The sequence below is a fragment of the Streptomyces sp. NPDC059355 genome (assembly GCF_042752335.1).
Lineage (GTDB): Bacteria > Actinomycetota > Actinomycetes > Streptomycetales > Streptomycetaceae > Streptomyces.
On record NZ_JBHYXN010000004.1, the window covers coordinates 278781 to 294899 of the forward strand.

At 73.0% G+C, this 16119-nt stretch carries 17 protein-coding genes; 8 read left to right on the forward strand and 9 right to left on the reverse strand.

Going from position 1 to position 16119, the window contains the following annotated elements; genetic code table 11:
* The first annotated feature begins 236 nt into the window (after window positions 1–236).
* Window positions 237–2453, forward strand: coding sequence for an MMPL family transporter (locus tag ACFXGI_RS06400; protein WP_384704049.1), 2217 nt, complete (start codon window positions 237–239; stop codon window positions 2451–2453).
* 132 nt (window positions 2454–2585) lie between these two features.
* Here ACFXGI_RS06400 and ACFXGI_RS06405 read toward each other — a convergent pair whose 3' ends face one another.
* Window positions 2586–3788, reverse strand: coding sequence for an FAD-dependent monooxygenase (locus tag ACFXGI_RS06405; protein ID WP_384704051.1), 1203 nt, complete (start codon window positions 3786–3788; stop codon window positions 2586–2588).
* Between the two features lie 178 nt (window positions 3789–3966).
* Here ACFXGI_RS06405 and ACFXGI_RS06410 point away from each other — a divergent pair, with 178 nt between their 5' ends.
* Window positions 3967–4932 (forward strand): TetR/AcrR family transcriptional regulator C-terminal domain-containing protein, encoded by a 966-nt coding sequence (locus ACFXGI_RS06410; RefSeq protein ID WP_384704053.1) that lies wholly within the window; start codon window positions 3967–3969, stop codon window positions 4930–4932.
* Here ACFXGI_RS06410 and ACFXGI_RS06415 read toward each other — a convergent pair.
* Complete coding sequence (locus ACFXGI_RS06415; protein WP_384704055.1) at window positions 4903–6141, reverse strand: MFS transporter; 1239 nt, start codon at window positions 6139–6141, stop codon at window positions 4903–4905. The genes ACFXGI_RS06410 and ACFXGI_RS06415 overlap by 30 nt on opposite strands.
* Before the next feature lie 133 nt (window positions 6142–6274).
* Here ACFXGI_RS06415 and ACFXGI_RS06420 point away from each other — a divergent pair, with 133 nt between their 5' ends.
* A complete protein-coding gene (locus ACFXGI_RS06420) occupies window positions 6275–7210 on the forward strand; it encodes a LysR family transcriptional regulator (protein ID WP_384704057.1) in 936 nt (311 codons plus the stop codon).
* A 92-nt stretch (window positions 7211–7302) separates the two neighbouring features.
* Window positions 7303–8079 (forward strand): YqjF family protein, encoded by a 777-nt coding sequence (locus tag ACFXGI_RS06425; RefSeq protein ID WP_384704059.1) that lies wholly within the window; start codon window positions 7303–7305, stop codon window positions 8077–8079.
* Between the two features lie 23 nt (window positions 8080–8102).
* On the opposite strand, the gene ACFXGI_RS06430 is transcribed toward ACFXGI_RS06425, so the two are convergent.
* From ACFXGI_RS06430 to ACFXGI_RS06440, 3 genes are all read right to left on the reverse strand, one after another.
* Complete coding sequence (locus ACFXGI_RS06430) at window positions 8103–8966, reverse strand: hypothetical protein (RefSeq protein ID WP_384704061.1); 864 nt, start codon at window positions 8964–8966, stop codon at window positions 8103–8105.
* Window positions 8967–8998: 32 nt separating this feature from the next.
* Window positions 8999–9361 carry a hypothetical protein gene (locus ACFXGI_RS06435; protein ID WP_384704063.1) on the reverse strand — a complete coding sequence of 121 codons (363 nt, stop codon included), beginning with the start codon at window positions 9359–9361 and terminating at the stop codon, window positions 8999–9001.
* Window positions 9362–9429: 68 nt separating this feature from the next.
* Window positions 9430–10632 carry an erythromycin esterase family protein gene (locus ACFXGI_RS06440; RefSeq protein WP_384704065.1) on the reverse strand — a complete coding sequence of 401 codons (1203 nt, stop codon included), beginning with the start codon at window positions 10630–10632 and terminating at the stop codon, window positions 9430–9432.
* A gap of 58 nt (window positions 10633–10690) precedes the next feature.
* On the opposite strand from ACFXGI_RS06440, the gene ACFXGI_RS06445 reads away from it, so the two are divergent.
* On the forward strand, window positions 10691–11425 hold the full coding sequence (locus tag ACFXGI_RS06445) for a TioE family transcriptional regulator (RefSeq protein ID WP_384704067.1): 735 nt from the start codon (window positions 10691–10693) through the stop codon (window positions 11423–11425).
* A gap of 83 nt (window positions 11426–11508) precedes the next feature.
* Here ACFXGI_RS06445 and ACFXGI_RS06450 read toward each other — a convergent pair whose 3' ends face one another.
* The 3 genes from ACFXGI_RS06450 to ACFXGI_RS06460 form a co-directional block, all read right to left on the reverse strand.
* Window positions 11509–11724, reverse strand: coding sequence for a hypothetical protein (locus ACFXGI_RS06450; RefSeq protein ID WP_384704069.1), 216 nt, complete (start codon window positions 11722–11724; stop codon window positions 11509–11511).
* Complete coding sequence (locus ACFXGI_RS06455; RefSeq protein ID WP_384704071.1) at window positions 11721–12245, reverse strand: YncE family protein; 525 nt, start codon at window positions 12243–12245, stop codon at window positions 11721–11723. Before ACFXGI_RS06455 ends, ACFXGI_RS06450 begins: the two co-directional genes overlap by 4 nt.
* A 179-nt stretch (window positions 12246–12424) precedes the next feature.
* Window positions 12425–13012, reverse strand: a complete 588-nt coding sequence (locus ACFXGI_RS06460; protein WP_384704073.1) for an ankyrin repeat domain-containing protein — start codon at window positions 13010–13012, stop codon at window positions 12425–12427.
* Between the two features lie 217 nt (window positions 13013–13229).
* Here ACFXGI_RS06460 and ACFXGI_RS06465 point away from each other — a divergent pair, with 217 nt between their 5' ends.
* Genes ACFXGI_RS06465 through ACFXGI_RS06475 form a run of 3 tightly spaced genes read left to right on the forward strand, consistent with a single transcriptional unit; the run spans window position 13230 to window position 15255 of the window.
* A complete protein-coding gene (locus ACFXGI_RS06465) occupies window positions 13230–13916 on the forward strand; it encodes an ArsR/SmtB family transcription factor (RefSeq protein ID WP_384704074.1) in 687 nt (228 codons plus the stop codon).
* The gene (locus tag ACFXGI_RS06470; RefSeq protein WP_384704076.1) at window positions 13913–14650 is read left to right on the forward strand and encodes an SRPBCC domain-containing protein; all 738 of its coding nucleotides are present in this window, start codon (window positions 13913–13915) and stop codon (window positions 14648–14650) included. Before ACFXGI_RS06465 ends, ACFXGI_RS06470 begins: the two co-directional genes overlap by 4 nt.
* Before the next feature lie 32 nt (window positions 14651–14682).
* Entirely contained in the window at window positions 14683–15255 is a 573-nt protein-coding gene (locus ACFXGI_RS06475) for a dihydrofolate reductase family protein (RefSeq protein ID WP_384704078.1), read from the forward strand.
* Between the two features lie 108 nt (window positions 15256–15363).
* On the opposite strand, the gene ACFXGI_RS06480 is transcribed toward ACFXGI_RS06475, so the two are convergent.
* A complete protein-coding gene (locus ACFXGI_RS06480) occupies window positions 15364–15864 on the reverse strand; it encodes a VOC family protein (RefSeq protein WP_384704080.1) in 501 nt (166 codons plus the stop codon).
* Window positions 15865–16119 lie beyond the last annotated feature (255 nt).

Sequence of the window (16119 nt, forward strand, 5' to 3'; positions counted from 1 at the left end):
GGATCCGTACCGGGGCACCGCGATTCGCGTACGGGAACCATTCTCGCAGCGCCGGTGCGGCGGACCCCCGACCCGCAGGGGGAGGCCGGACCAGGACTCCGGTCCTGGTCCGGGGGGTGTGCCGGCCCCCGGTCCCGGGTGCGGGTTCCTCCCTGGTCACGACGTTTCGCGGTGCGGGCGCTGATGAGCTGGACAACGTCCGGGAACACCCGGTCGATCGAGTTACGGAGGACCCTGTGATCCGCGCCCTGACCGGCTTCGCCACTCGAAGTCCCTGGAAGGTCATCGCCCTGTGGGCGGTGCTGGGCATTGCCATGACAGTCCTCGGCCAGGCGTTCCTCTTCCGCGCCACCCAGCCCAGTGCGGGCGAGTTCCTGCCCGCCACCTACGATTCGGCGGCCGCGCTGAAGGTCGCCGAGGAGCACTTCGGCTTCAAGCCCGAGGCCAACCCGCTCACCATGCTGGTGGCCCGGGCGGACGGGGCGAAGCTGACCGAGTCCGACGAGCGGAGCATCGACGCCGAGGCCGCGAAGCTCGCACGGCGCGAGGTGGCGATGCCGAGGACGAAGGACACGCCGCCCTTGGCCGAGGACCATACGCAGGTCCCCCGGGTCAGCCCGGCGATGACGGCCCCCGACCGGAGCTTCCGGCTGCTGTCGGTCGAACTGACCGGCAATCCGCTGGACCCCGGGATGCAGGACCTGTACCGGGCCTTCCGGGACCAGGCCCGGGCCGGGTTCACCGAGGCCGGGCTGCGGACCGGGTTCACGGCCGGGCTCGCGGACAGCGTGGACACCGCCGACGCCGAGAAGACCCGTTCGACGATCGTCGGCATCGCCATGCTCATGGTGATCGTGCTGCTGCACGTGGTGGTGTTCCGCAGTCTCCTCGCGGCACTGCTGCCGCTGCTCGTGGTGTCGGTGATCGGCGGCGCGGCCGCCGGGGTGGTGGTCGGGGTCTCGCTGCTCACCGGCATCCGACTCGACGCCTCGACCCCGCAGTTGATCGGCGTGGTGCTGATCGGGATCGGGATCGACTACTTCCTCTTCCTGCTGTTCCGCTTTCGTGAGCAGCTGCGCAGCCGGCCCGAGCAGACCGGGCGCGCCGCGGCGGCCGAGGTCGCCGGCCGGGTGGGCACGGCGGTCACCTCCGCGGCGCTGACGATCGTCGCCGCGTTCTCCACCCTCGCGGTCGCGTCCTTCGGCCAGTTCCGGGTGCTCGGCCCGGCCATCGCCGTGTCCGTCCTCGTGATGCTGCTGGGCAGTCTCACCCTGATGCCGGCGCTGCTGGCCGTCACCGGGCGGAAGATGTTCTGGCCCTCGCGCGCCCTGCGCCGTGAACCCCCGGAGGGGCTGGCCGGGCGGACGGGCCGCCGGGTGGCCGCGCGTCCGGTGACGATGGTGCTTGCCTCGCTCGCACTGCTCGGCGCGCTGGCGGCGGGCCTGACCGGGATGCACACCGACTACGGGCCGGGCGGCGGAGGCGACACGAGTACGGCGGCGGCGCGCACGGCGGCCGAGATCTCGCGTTCCCTGCCCGCCGGGGTGTCGGACCCCACCACCGTGTTCGTCACCGCCTCCGACGGCGGCAAGGTCGCGACCGGGGCGCTGGGCGGGCTCTCGAAGGCCCTCTCGGCGGTCGACGGCGTCGGCCAGGTCGCCCCGGCCGTACCCAGCGCGGACGGCAGGGCGGCGCGGATCGACGTGTTCCTGACCGCCGACCCGCAGGGGCAGCAGGCCCGCGACCTGGTGTCCGGACCGCTCAGGGACGCGGCGGCCGCGCACCGGCCCGACGGCACGGAGGTCCACGTGGGCGGTACGGCCGCACTCTTCGCCGACATCTCGTCCGCCGTCTCCGGCGACCTGAAGGTGGTCTTTCCGGTGGCCGCGGGGCTGATCTCGCTGATCCTGCTCCTACTGCTGCGCAGTCTGCTGGCACCGCTGGTCCTGATGATCTCCGTCGGCCTGGGCTTCGCCGCGACCCTCGGCGCCTCGGCGCTGGTTTCCCAGAACCTGCTCGACCGGCCGGGGGTGAACTTCATGCTGCCGCTGGTGCTGTTCCTGTTCGTGGTCGCACTGGGCACCGACTACAACATCCTGATCAGCGACCGGATACGGGAGGAGATGGAGAAGCCCGGTCCGGCCCGGGCGGCCGTCGCCCGGGCCGTACGGCACACCGCGCCGGCCATCGCGACGGCGGGCCTGGTCCTGGCCGCGTCGTTCGGGAGTCTGGCCGTCAACCCGAATCCGGGCACCCAGGAGATCGGCTTCGCGACGGCGCTCGGGATCCTGCTGTCGGCGTTCGTCCTGTCGGTGGTGCTGGTTCCGGCGCTGGCCGTGCTGCTGGGCCGGTCGATCTGGTGGCCGGTACGACCCCGGCGCACCGACCGGGCCGGCGAGTACGCGCACACCGGGCGCGCCGACGACAAGGAGCGCCCCGTTCCGGTGGGCTGATCGAACGCCGGGCACACGACGAGGCCGGCGCGCGGAGGACCGTACGGGACCCTCCGCGCGCCGGCGCCGGTGCGCCCGTCTCCGCCCGCCGCGGCGGACCGACCCCGAGGACCGTCCCGGTCCCGGGGCCGGTCACCTGATGTCCGGGTACTCCGGCAGTGCGATGTCCCCGGCCTTGGCGAACTGGGCGGCGAGCAGGTTCCGCATCGGCCAGCGGGACATCTGCCGCATCGAGAGGTCCCGCAGGCGGATGCCGAGCCGGCCCGACGGCGCGTATCCCGAGGCGCCGCCCGGCGGGAGTTGCTGGGCCTGGCTCACGTACGGACGCATCACCTCGTCGTAGCGGCGGAAGGCGGCGCGGTGGTCGCCCTCGGCAGCGCCGATCTCGCCGGCCAGGACGTATGCCCCGACCAGGGCCAGGCTGGTCCCCAGACCGGTCAGCGGCGTCGCGCAGTATCCGGCGTCGCCCAGCAGCGCCACACGGCCGCGCGACCAGTGGTCGAGGCGGACCTGGCCCATGGAGTCGAAGAAGAAGTCCGGGGCGGTGCGCATGGCCCGCAGCAGCCGCGGGACCTCCCAGCCGACGTGTCCGAAGCGCCGGGCCACGAGTTCCCGCTGGGCGGCGATGTCGCGGCGGTCGTAGGCGAGCGGTGCCGAGCGGAAGCTGAAGCCGGCCTTGATCTCGCCGGGGAGCCGGCCGGGCCGGGCGGAGGCGACGAGTCCGCCGGGCGCGTTGTGCATCAGGTACCAGCCGTCGAGGTCCAGGTCGTCGGTGGCCGTGAACCAGGACGTGTAGAGGCCGAGCGGGCGGACGAACTCCTCCTCCGGGCCGAAGGCCAGCGCGCGCACGACGGAATGCGGCCCGTCCGCGCCGACGATCAGCCCGAACCGGCGCGGTGCGGCCTTCTCGAAGGTGACGGTGACCGCGTCCGCGTCCTGATCGATCCCGGTGACGGTGTCGTCGAACAGGTACTCCGTGTCCGGCAGGGTGGACTCGTACAGCAGGCGCGCGAGATCCCCGCGCAGGATCTCGATCTCGGAGACCATCCCCTCACCGCCGAAGCTGTCCGCGGGCATCCGCGCCGTGGCCCGCCCGGAGGCGTCGACGAACGCGAGGCCGCTTTGGACCACGCTCTCGGCCCTCGCCCGGTCCATCAGGCCCATCCGCTCGATCACGGTGCGGCCGGCGCCGCGCAGATCCACGGTCTGGCCGCCCGGCCGGGGTTCCGGCGCACGTTCGACGATGGTGACCCGGAAGCCTCTGACGCGTAGCCAGTACGCCAGCGCAGGACCTGCGATGCCGGCACCGCAAATGAGGATCTCGTTGTTCGGCATGGCACGAACGTACGGCGTACGCCTGCTGGTGCGCAACCATGAACATGCTTTTCAATATGGAGTGTTGGCTCATACTGCACTAGTGCGGAGGTGTCGGAGAGTGCCCGCGCAGGGCTGTCTTCGGGCGCTGGCGGCTAGGATGGCGCCCATCCAGGTGCACTAGTGCGGAGGGTGTCGGGTGGGCGAACGGGCGGTACCGCGCTACAGCCAGATCGTCGTCGAACTGCGGCGTCGGATCGAGACGGGCGAGCTTGCGCCGGGCGATCGACTGCCCTCGACCCGCGAGATCACGAGGCAGTGGGGCGTCGCGATGGCGACCGCGACCAAGGTGCTCACCGAGCTGCGCCGGGAAGGCATGGTCCGCGCCGTCCCCGGCATCGGGACGGTCGTGGAGGCCCCGAGCCGCCCGGTGCGCACCGCCCGCCCTCCGTCCGCCCCGTCCGTCCCGGGCAGAACGGCCGACACCCCATCGGGCCAGTCGGCGCTCACGCTCGAACGGATCATCGCCGCCGCCGTCACGGTCGCCGACGCGGAGGGGCTGGCCGCGGTCTCGATGCGCCGGGTGGCCGGCGAGCTGAGGGCGGCGCCCATGTCGCTGTACCGGCACGTGGCCGACAAGGACGACCTGTTGACCCGGATGATGGACACGGCCATCGCGGAGCACCCGCTGCCCGCCGCACCGCCGGAGGGCTGGCGCGAGGCGATCGAGCTGGCGGCCCGGCAGCTGTGGGAACTGTTCCGCCGCCACCCCTGGTTCGCACCGGCCCTGTCGGTGACACGCCCTCAGCTGGTCACCTCGGCACTGCCGTACAGCGAGTGGATCCTCTCCGTGCTGCACTCCCACGGACTGGACCTGCACTCCGCCTTCACGGCGCACCTGATGCTGCTCAACTACGCCCGTGGAATCGCCGTGAACCTGGAGGCGGATCGGGAAGCCGAGGCCCACAGCGGCCTCGACAGCGAGGAGTGGACGGACACCCAGGAGCCCGCACTCCTGGAGATCCTGGCCACGGGCCGGTTCCCCGCACTCTCACGCCTCGCCGCGACCGGCTACCACCTCGACCTCGACGCCCTCTTCGAGTTCGGCCTCCAGCGCCTGCTGGACGGCCTCGCCTCACTCCTCGACGAGAACTCCGCCGGCTGAACGGTCCGCCGCGCGGCGGGGGAGGAGCAGCGGGGTCGCCAGGAGCAGCACGCCGGCCAGGGCGATGGCCGTGCGCGGGCCGAGCAGGGCGCCCAGCACGCCCCAGGCGGCCGTCAGGAGCGCGGTCGAGGCCTTGGCCGTCACCGCCCAGGCGGACAGCGTACGGGCGACCCGGCCGGGCGCGGTGAGCCGGAGGCGGCAGGTGGCGTAGACGGGGTTGAACACCCCGCAGCAGAAGATGAGCCCGAGCTCGACCCCCATCACCAGCAGCAGCCCGCCGGTGCCGGGGCCGACGAAGGCCAGGCCGACGGGCCAGAGGGCGCGCATCGCCCCGGCCGCGACCAGGACCTGGCGCTGTCCGAACCGGGTGACGAGAGGCCGGGCCAGCTGCGCGCCGAGCAGCCCGCCGATCGAGGGCGCGGCGAAGGCGAGGCCGTACTGCCACGGCGCGAACCCGAGGCGGCCGAGCATCAGGACGGCCATCAGCGGCTGGGTGGCCATCACCAGCCCGTTGAAAAGGGCCGTGTTGAAGAACAGCGGACGCAGCACCTGGTCGGCGAGGATGCAGCGCCAGCCGTCGAGCAGGTCAGCGGCCCGCAGGCGGCCGTTCTCCCGGCGCTCGGGCCGCGGCTCGTGCCCGCCCATGGCGCGGATGCCCAGGGCGGAGAGCAGGTGGCCCACCGCGTCGGCCACCACCGTCACCACCGGACCGAGGAGTCCGATCGCCGCGCCGCCCAGCGGCGGTCCGATGATCGTGGTCGTCCAGGCCGTGGATTCGAAACGGGCGTTGGCGACGAGCAGGTCCTCGGCCGGCAGCAGCGCCTTCACGTACGAGCCGGAGGCGGCCCGGAAGGTGATGTCGGCGGCCGCGACGACCACCGAGACCAGCAGCAGCTGCAGGAAGGTGAGCACGCCGAGCGCGTGGGCCGCGGGGACCGTCAGCAGCGCCGCGAACCGTACGAGGTCCATCGCGATCAGGACCGGCCGCTTGCGGCGGAACTCCACCCACGGCCCGAGCGGCACCGCCACGGCCGCGCCCATCGCCGCCCCCGCGGAGGAGAGCGCGGCGACCTCGGCCGGTCCGGCGTGCAGCACCTGGATGGCGATGAGCGGGAACGCGCCGAAGGCGAGCCACGTGCCGAGCGCGCTGGTCCCGTATGCCCCCCAGAGCCATCCGAACCGCCGCCCCAGCCGGTACCCGCTCCCCACGCCCGCCGCCCCTCGCCACTCATCCGCACAACCGATCCGCGTTCGGAATCATCAAAGCGAGCACCACGACCAGGGATCAAACAACCACCGGGCCACCGGCCACAACCAGCGGTTGTACATCTAGGCTGCGTACATGGACCTCGACACCGTCCGGACCTTCGTCGCAGCCGCCGACGCGGGCCAGTTCCAGGAGGCGGCCGCCGAGCTGGCGGTCACCCAGCAGGCGGTCTCCAAGCGCATCGCCGCGCTGGAGCGCAGTCTCGGCGTGCGGCTGTTCACCCGTACCCCGCGCGGCGCCGAGCTCACCATCGACGGGCAGGCGTTCCTGCCCCACGCGCGCGAGCTGCTGCGCGTGGCCGAGCGGGCGGCCGCGTCCGTGCGCACCGCCCGCCGCCCGCTGCGCGTCGACATCATCGCCTCGCGCGGCGCCGCGTCGGGTCTGATGCGCGCCTTCCACCGCGCGCACCCGGACACCGACCTCGACGTGCTCATGCTGTTCGACATCGAGACGGCCCTCGCCGCCATCCGCTCCGGCGAGATCGACGCCTCCTTCCGCGCCGTCGCCGCGCCCGGCCGGCCCCTTCCCGAGGACATCGAGTCCGTCCGGGTCCTCGACGAGCCGCTCCAGCTCCTCACCGGCCCCGCCCACGCGCTCGCGGGCGCCCGGTCCGTGCCCCTCGCCGGTCTCGCGGGCCACCGGATCTGGATGCCCGGCATCGTCCCCGGTACCGAATGGGCGGCCTACTACGACGACCTCGTCGCCCGGTTCGGACTCACCATCGAGGCGACCGGCCCCAACTTCGGCTCCGACGCGCTCCTCGACACCGTCGCCGACACCCCCGCCCTGGCCACCTTCATGGGCGAGCACACCCGCCTGGTCTGGCCCGCCGGCCACGGCCTGCGCCGCATCCCGGTGACCGACCCGACGCCCGTCTACCCGCACTCGCTCCTCTGGCACCGGGACAACCCCCACCCGGCGCTGGCTACGCTCCGCGCCCACCTCGCCGCCACGGCGGCCGGCCACGACGCCGCCGGGACCTGGACGCCGGACTGGGTGATCCCGTACTGAACCCGATGTGGCGAACGGCCTGCCGGCGCAGAATGGACTTCCGAACGCATCCGAACACCTGCCGGTGGGCGGGCCGAGAGGAGCGGAACCAGGTGAGCGATCCGAACGGCGGGGCCGAGTCCGCGCCGGTCGCGGTGACGCCCGAGCCGGTGACGCCCGAGCCGCTGCGCCCGCTCCGCAGGACGCTGCTCCACCAGTCCTGGCTGGACGTCGCGTTCGTGCACTGGGCGGTGGACCCGGCGTCGGTGGGTGGGCTGCTGCCCCGCGGCGTCCGTCCCGACGTGTACGAGGGCGCGACGTACGTGGGTCTGATCGCCTTGCGGATGCACCGGGTCGGCTGGCTCGCACTGCCCGGCGTGCCGTACTTCGGGAACTTCCCGGAGACGAACGTGCGTCTGTACTCGGTGGACGAACGCGGCCGCCGCGGCGTGGTCTTCCGGTCGTTCGAGGCGTCGCGGCTGCTCCCGGTGCTCATCGCACGCCTGGGCTTCCGACTGCCGTACATGTGGGCCGAGATGTCGGTCCACCGCAGGGGCGACGGCGTCGACTACGCCACCAGGCGCCGCTGGCCGCGAGCGGAGGGCAGCGGCGGAGCGCACGCCCGACTGGGTCTCCGTATCGGTGAGCGGATCGCGGAGCCGAGCGGACTCGAAGACTTCCTCACGGCCCGCTGGGGCATGCACAGCGACCGGCACGGCAAGACCCTCTACCTCCCGAACGTGCACCCGCGGTGGAGACTGCACCGCGCCGAGTTGCTGCACCTCGACGAGAACCTGATCACCGCGGCCGGTCTGCCGGCCCCCGCCGCCCCGCCGGTCAGCGTTCTGTTCTCACCCGGAGTCCCCGTCCGCTTCGGCGCCCCCGCCTGACGTCGAGCCGATCCCGGTGCGCCTCAGCCACGTCGTTCCGGTGGGACCACCCGACGGGCCATCCGGACCGGAAACGACTTCGGCGGCTGCCAGACACCGCGCTCCTCGAAGGGCCACGCGTAGGTCAGGACCCCGTCACGGACGCAGTCCAGCAGGCCCGGCGCCTCCAGCTCGTGAGCCGACCACTCGTAGAGCTGCTGCAACCTCGGGACGATCATCCCGTAGTCGAGAAGCCGGCCGAATCCGCGTTCGTCACCCAGGTAGAACCGGACACCGGCCGTGAGGGGGTACTCGTCCGGGAGGATCCGGGACAGCTGCAGGAACACGCCGATCATGCCCAGCCTCGGGTCACCGAGGAACGGGCCGAGCGGGCGGAGCCACCCCAGCGAGATCCGGGGGGCCGCAACGAGGGCGTGGGTGTAGAGCACCCGGCAGAGCACGACGTTCATGAAGAAGCGCTCGGCCTCGTTCTCCGCCTCCGCGAGGTCGCGGTGTTCGAGGTAGGCGGCGACCACGCTCCCGTTGTGCGCCCGGTACCAGGCGCGAGCCGTCGGACGGCCGGCGAAGGCCGTCCAGAAGCCGACCGTCCGCGAGGAGGCCGGACCGGAGAGGTCTCCGCTCAAGGCCACTGCCTCGCAGCCGTCACGAAGGATGCGCTCGTTCACCGCGCGCCACCACGGACTGCCGGGACGTTCGCCGGACAGGGGCCGCAGCAAACCCCGCCGGAGCTGCCACCGCATGAAGGACGTCGCCGCCCGGCGAAAGGGCAGATGGCGTGGGGCCTTGCCGAACGGACCGCGGTAGCAGCGCTCCATCAAGGCCAGCCGGCCTGCCGGGTCGTCGCGGACGGAGGCGATCTGCCGCTCGGCCCAAGCCGCGGCCGACATCCCGGACCCCCCGTGCGGCCGGTCCGGGCCCGTCACCGCCTGACGCCCCGCCTCAGCAGGGCGACCGCGCCGACCACCGCGAGGCCGCTCACGCCGAGCACGGTGCGCGTGCCGCGTGAGCCGAGTGCGCGGCACGGGCCGGCGGTCAGCAGGGACCACCGCGCATGGACGGACAGCGCGCTTCCGATGCTCTGGACGGACCCGTACGACACCAGCGACATCGCGGACCCGATCGAGCCGACGGACAGGGCGGAGCCGATCGAGCCGATGGACAGCGCGCTGCCCACCGACCCGATCGACAGGACGGACCCCACGGAGCCGATCGACAGGAAGGAGTCCCTGGACCACAAGGAGAGGGCGGAATCTCCGGCGGCGCGGGAGGAGGAGTGCGTCATGGGGTCAGTGTGCCGCGAGACGACGCGGCCCACACCGCATCACGGAAGCCGGACCGCTGATGGTCGTACTAGCACTGCGGGACGTCCTTGACGAACACGATGCCGTCGCTGTCCGCCAAGTGGGCCGGGTCGAACGGGGCGTAGCCGAACCAGGGGGAAACGCGGGGCGCCGGCGGCGTGCCGTCGAGGGCCGTGGCCAGCCGCGGGGCGTCGATGACGCAACGGTCCTCCGGGAGCGCGTACAGGATCCCTTCGAGGGTGTCCGGCGGCGGCGTGTCCACACCCCGGTGCCGGATCGTGCCGAGGGCCGTGGCCACGAAGGCGTACTCCTCGCCGAGCCGGGCGCTCACCAGCGCACCGGCGCTCCACCACTCCACCTGCCCCTGCCACATCTGCATCGAGCTCTTCTCCCGCTGGAGATGGGAGTTGTGGGCGTGGACGAGCACCGGGCCCGCTTCGGCGACGGCGAGCAGGTTGCGGGCCATCATCAGATCCCGCAGCGCGCACAGTCGGCCCATGCGGGCGGGTGAGTCGTCGGCCATCCAGTGGTGGTACCGCAGCAGGCCGGTCGCGGTGCGCCCGTACAGCACCGCCCGGTTCCACTCCTCCCGTGGGGTCGCCGTGATCAGGTACGGCGCCTGCGCCTCGAGCAGCGCCACCAGATCGTCGGCGACGAGCCGCAGCCGACCGGCCTCCGCCGACTGCCCCACGGACCGGGCCGGGTCCGTCATCGCGGCGGGATCGGTCCACCGGTCGTCGGTGCCGAGCAGTCGGTCGAGTGTTTCCGCGGTGCAGGGGAGCAGGCCGGCGTCGACCCGGGGCGAGAGGTAGCCGTGGAGCCCGGTGAGGGCCTGCCGGGGGCTCGCGGCGCCCGTGATCTCCAGCGGGCCGTCGAAGCCGGCGAAGCGGAGCCGCTCGGACGCGGGCCGGTGGTCGTTGTGGGCGCGCATCCACCGCACGAGCTCGCGCTTGGCCGCGGAGGTGCCCCAGCCGTGGCTGAATCCGCGCTCCATGACTTCGTCGAGGGTGCCCGCGCCCGTCGTGACGTAGTCGTCCACGAGCAGGCCCGTCATGCAGTCGCTCTCGATCGCGATCGTCCGGTAGCCCTCCTGCTCGACGAGTTGGCGGAAGAGCTCGTTGCGCAGCTCGAGCAGGGTGTCCTCGCCGTGGGTGGGCTCGCCCAGGGCGAGGATCCGGGGCCGGGCCGGGAACAGCCCCATGACGGCGGCAGCCTCGACGGTGCGGGCGCTGTCCTTGATGTCAGTTGCCATGCATTCAACGGTATCTTTGAACCTTCGTTTGAAACTTTTGCGCAATATCATGGGCTCCATGCGGGAAAAGCTTCAAAGCGATGAACGGCTCAGGCCGATCGACCTGGCGCGCGGACACGGTCTGTCGACGCAGGCGGTCAGGAACTACGAGGAGGCCGGCATCCTCCCGGCCGCGGATCGCACGGCCCACGGCTACCGCACCTACACCTCGCTGCACGCGGGAGCCCTGCGCGCCTTTCTCGCCCTGGTGCCCGGACACGGCCACCGGACGGCGACATCGATCATGCACGCCGTGAACGAGGGCGCCGTCGACGAGGCGTTCCGCCTCATCGACGAGAGCCACGCCCAGCTCCTCGACGACCGGCGGACCCTCCAGGCGGTGGAGAGCGCCCTCCGCGACCTGGGGCCCTCGCCCGCGCCCGATCCGGCCGCCGCGCCGGGTTCCGGGGGCATGTTCATCGGACTGCTGGCGCAGACGCTCGGCATCAGGCCCGCGACGCTGCGCAAGTGGGAGCGCGCCGGACTGGTGAGCCCGCGCCGCGATCCGCTGACCGGGTACCGCGTCTACGACGAGGCAGACGTACGGGACGCCCGGCTCGCCCACCAACTCAGGCGAGGGGGCTACCTGCTGGACCGCATCGCCCCGCTGATCGCCCAGGTGCGTGAGGCCGGGGGCCTGGAGCCACTGGAGGCCGCACTGCGCGACTGGCGCGCCCGGCTGTCCGCCCGCGGCCGGGCGATGCTGACCGGAGCCGCCGCACTGGAGGCGTACCTCCGCGACGCACGGGGATGAGACCTCGCCGACCGACGGGCTGCCGTGCCGACGGGCCGACGGGCTGCCGTGCCCGTTGTCGGGACGGTCCGGACACCGCCGTCCTACAGGACCACGATCCCCAGGGGGCGTTGGCCCGCCGGGAGGGGGCGCGTCGTACCGCTCGGCAGGTCCACGACGGTGATCCCGTCCCGGTACCCGTACCGCGTGAAGCCGCCCGTGACGTACGCGGTGCGGCCGTCCGCGGTGACCGCGACGTCCTCGTGCGGGCCGTCCAGCGAAACCGTGCGTTCCGTTCCGCCGGGGGACCGGACCGTCATCGAGGCCCCGTCCCCGTCCTCCGCCGCGCCGCGAGGGTGTCGGCGCGCACGGCCGCCACGTCGTAGGAGTCGTGCCCGGTCGCGTACACCTCGCCGCCGTCCGCCGCGACGTCCACGTCGAAGGGGCGGCGTCCGACGGGCACGGCGGCGGTGACCGTACGGGTCCCCGTGTCGATGACGTCCAACACCCCGGGCCCGCCGGGCACGTTGACCCCCACGTACAGTCGCCGCCCGTCGGGCGCGAGCGCGATGCCCATCCCGCCACCCCGGTACTCGCCGGTGGTCACGGGCCCGCTGGGGGTGCGGTACGGGATGCGGCCCAGGCCGGTGCGGGTGGTGGTGTCCACCACCGCGACGCCCTCCGCCGTCGCGACCCAGGCCCGCCCGTCCGTGCCGGCCGCCGGCCCGTACGGAGCGGTCCCCGCCTCCACCGAGCCGACCGGGCCGCTCGCCGGGTCCACGAAGGCCACGGGCGAACCGCCGAAGTCGGTGACCAGGAGCGTGCCGCGCGCCGTGGGCACACCCGCGGCGACCGTCGACTACCGGACCCGTGGTGCCGCCGCGGCGCCGGGGCCGTCCGAGGCGCTCGTACCGCCCCCGCCCGCCGTGCACCCGGCGAGCACGGTGAGCAGGGCGGCCCCGGTCGCGGCCAGGGCCGGCGCCGGCCGACGCGCTCCGCCCCGGGAGGCCCGCGGCGCCCTCACCGCAGCAGCTCCGCGATCTCGGCGTACCCGCGCCGATGTGCGTGGGCGAGCGCCGACACCCCGTCGCCGTCCGCCAGTTCGCGGTCGGCTCCGGCCGCGAGCAGCAGCCGTACGATCTCCTGGTGGGCAGGGCCCCCGTCACCGAGGATCACAGCCTCCAGCAGGGCGGTCCAGCCGAGCCGGTTGACGTGATCGACGTCGATGTCCGTGACCGCCAGTACCTCCCGTACGTACGCGACGTGCCCGCGCTCGCTCGCCGGGATGTGCGACACGCCGCCGAACCGGTTGGTGCGCCGCAGGTCCGGACCCGCCGGGAGCAGCACGCGCAGCATCGCCACGCTGCCGGTCACCCCGGTGACCAGCCAGGCGCTGTCCTCCCGGGCATCCTGTGCGTCGACGTCGGCGCCCGCCGCCACCAGTACCCCGGCCGCCTCCACGTGGTTCCCGAGGGAGGCGAGCAGGAGCGGCGTGCGCAGCTCCGTATCGCGCACCTCGACGTCCGCGCCCCCTTCGACGGCCGCACGTACGGCGACGGCGTCCCCCGCCCGTGCGGCGTCCAGCAACTGACGATCGACGGCCTTCATCCCGTACCCCTCACCCGCTCCACGGCCTCGCGGCCACCTGTCCTGGTCCCGATCCTCTCCCTGCCCCCCCACGCCATCCCGCCCCCGGACCGGCTCCCGGTCGTCAGCCGATCGGTCGATGCGCACCGGACCGCCGTGTGCTGTCGTCCGCCGCGTGCCGATTGCCGACAGCTCATCTTGTCTTGACAAATTATTTTGTCGGTCGGATCCTTGAACGGTGCTGGACGTGGCCGTCATCGAAGAACCCGCCGCGGCCGAGGCGTCCCTGGACCCGATACGGTCCCGGATCCTCGCCGCCCTCGCCGAGCCCGGCTCGGCCGCCATGCTGGCCGTCCGCCTGGGGCTGCCCAGGCAGAAGGTCAACTACCACCTCAAGGAGCTGGAGCGTCACGGGCTGGTCGAGCTGGCCGAGGAGAGGCGCAAGGGCAATGTCACCGAGCGGATCTACGCCGCCACCGCGGCTTCGTACGTCATTTCTCCCAGCGCCCTCGCCTCCGTCAGCCCGGACCCCTCCCGGTCCCCGGACCAGCTCTCGGCCCACTGGCTGCTGGCGCTGGGGGCCCGACTGGTGCAGGAGGTCGGCGCCCTGGTGACCGGCGCGGCCCGGGCCCGGCGGCGGGTCGCCACCTTCGCCGTCGACGCGGAGGTGCGGTTCGCCTCCGCGGCCGACCGGATGGCGTTCGCCGAGGAGCTGACGCAGGCCGTGACAGCGCTCGTCAGCCGCTACCACGACGAGAGTGCCCCGCAGGGCCGCAGTCACCGGGTGGTCGTCGGACTCCACCAGATCCCCGCCCCGCCGCCCGGCGCCGCCGCGGACGAGGCCGAACCACGGCGCGCTCCCGGGGAGGCCGGAGGGAACGGATCCGGGCACGGCTCCCCGGCACGACAGGAGAACCCGCGATGACGCACCCGTTCGAGATCGAGCAGGAGATGGTCCTGCCGGCCGGCCCCGAACAGGTCTGGGAGGCGATCGCCACCGGACCGGGGATCGACTCCTGGTTCATGGGCCGCAACGAACTCGAGCCGCGCGTGGGCGGCACCGCCGCCATGGACACCGGCGGCAACCGTCAGGAAGCCCGCATCACCGCCTACGAACCGGGCAGGCACCTGGCCTCCCGCACCGCCACCGACGACGACGGCCGCTTCATGGCCTTCGAGTACCTGATCGAGGGGCGCGACGGCGGCAGCACCGTCCTGCGCGTCGTCCACAGCGGCATGCTCGGCGACGACTGGCAGGACGAGTACGACGCACTGCGCCGCGGCTGGCCCTTCCACCTCCACACGCTCCGCGAGTACCTGGCCCACTTCCCCGGGCGCACCGGCGTCCCCGTCTTCGCCTTGGCGCTCACGGGCGAGCGGCCCGCGCAGGAGGTCCGGGCGGCCCTCATCCGCGGGCTGTCACTGCCGAGCCCGGTCGTCGTGGGCGCCCGGGCGTCCGCCGGGCCGGCCGGTCTGCCCTCGGTCGACGGGGAAGTGACCTGGGCGGACGACGAACGCTTCGAGGTCCGTACTTCCGACGGCCTCTACACCTTCCACCACGGCCGCGGCATGGCGCTGATGTTCCACCACCTCTTCGGCCGGGACACCGTCCGCGCCGAAGCCGCCTGGCAGCAGTGGCTGACCGGCCTCTTCACCTGACACCCATCCAAAACGACGAGGAAACGCGACTCATGCGCACTCTGATCAGTACGGCCTTCATCTCGCTCGACGGCGTCGTCGAGGCGCCGGGCGGCGAACCCGGCTACCGCAACTCCGGCTGGACCTTCAAGGACATCGACTTCGTCCCCGAGGCGTTCGAGATCAAGGGCCGCGAACAGCAGGAGTCCACCGCCATCCTGCTGGGCCGGGCCAGCTACGAGGCGTTCAGCCCCGTGTGGCCGGACATGGCCGACTTCGCGCAGTACAAGACGATGCCGAAGTACGTCGTCTCCACCACCCTCACCGACGAGGACCTCGTCTCCGATTGGGGCGCGACGACCATCCTGCGCTCGCTCGACGAGGTCGCCGCCCTCAAGGAGACCGACGGCGGCCCGATCATCGTCCACGGCAGCGCCCGCCTGAACCGGGACCTCTCGGACGCGGGCCTGATCGACCGCTACCACCTGCTGGTCTTCCCGCTGCTGCTCGGAGCGGGCAAGCGCCTGTTCAGCGCCACGGACAAGGACGCCCAGAAGCTGAAGCTGGTCGAGTACGAGGCCTACTCCAACGGCCTCCAGAAGCAGGTCTTCGACGTCGTCCGCTGACCGGCCGCCGGGCATCGGCCGCCGGCCACCGGCTGCTCGCGCTCCGGGCATCGGCCCGGCGCGGGCGGATGCGGAGGGCGTGTACGGCAGCGCCGTGCCCCGTCGCCGTCAGGTGGCGGAGCCCGCCGCCGAGCCCGTCGCGAGGTCGGCGCCCCAGCGTTCCACCGCGGCCGGCAGGTCGAGCGGGCCCGGGCGCAGGTCGGAGTCCCCGGCGGGCCAGTCCTCGCGGGGGACGCGCCACATCACCTCGAACTCGTTGCCGTCCGGGTCCTTGGCGTAGAAGGACTTGGAGACCAGGTGGTCGCTCGCCCCCACCAGCGCACCGCGGTCGGTGAGCTTCCGGCCCAGCTCGGCGAGCTCACCGAGGGTGCCGACCTCCCAGGCCAGGTGGTAGAGGCCGACCCGGCCCTGCTCGGGTCCGGGCGCGTCGGCGCCGATCGCGAACAGCCCGAGGTCGTGGTCGTTGAGGCTGCCGGGGGCGCTCAGGAAGGCGGCGCGACCGGCGGCCAGGTTGTCGACCTGGAATCCGAAGACGTCGGTGTAGAACGCCACGGAGCGCTCGACGTCACGGATCCAGAGCACGGCGTGGTTCAGGCGGCGGACGGACATGCGGCAGCACTCCCGGTGGCTCGAATGGTCTGGCTCGATGTGGGCAGCTCCAGCATAACGTTCAAATTCGAACTACTGGCGCGTAGGGCCGGGCGAATGTCCGCACTCCCAGGCCCGGCCCCCGGCTGCAGGGCCCGCCCGGAGCCTTGCCGGCCGAACGGTGAGCGGGTGCGACCGGTCGCACTCGGCCGCACCCCCGCACCGGTCGGCCGGGTGCCAGTCCGCCCCGCTAGGGCTGCCCCCCCCACCCCGGGG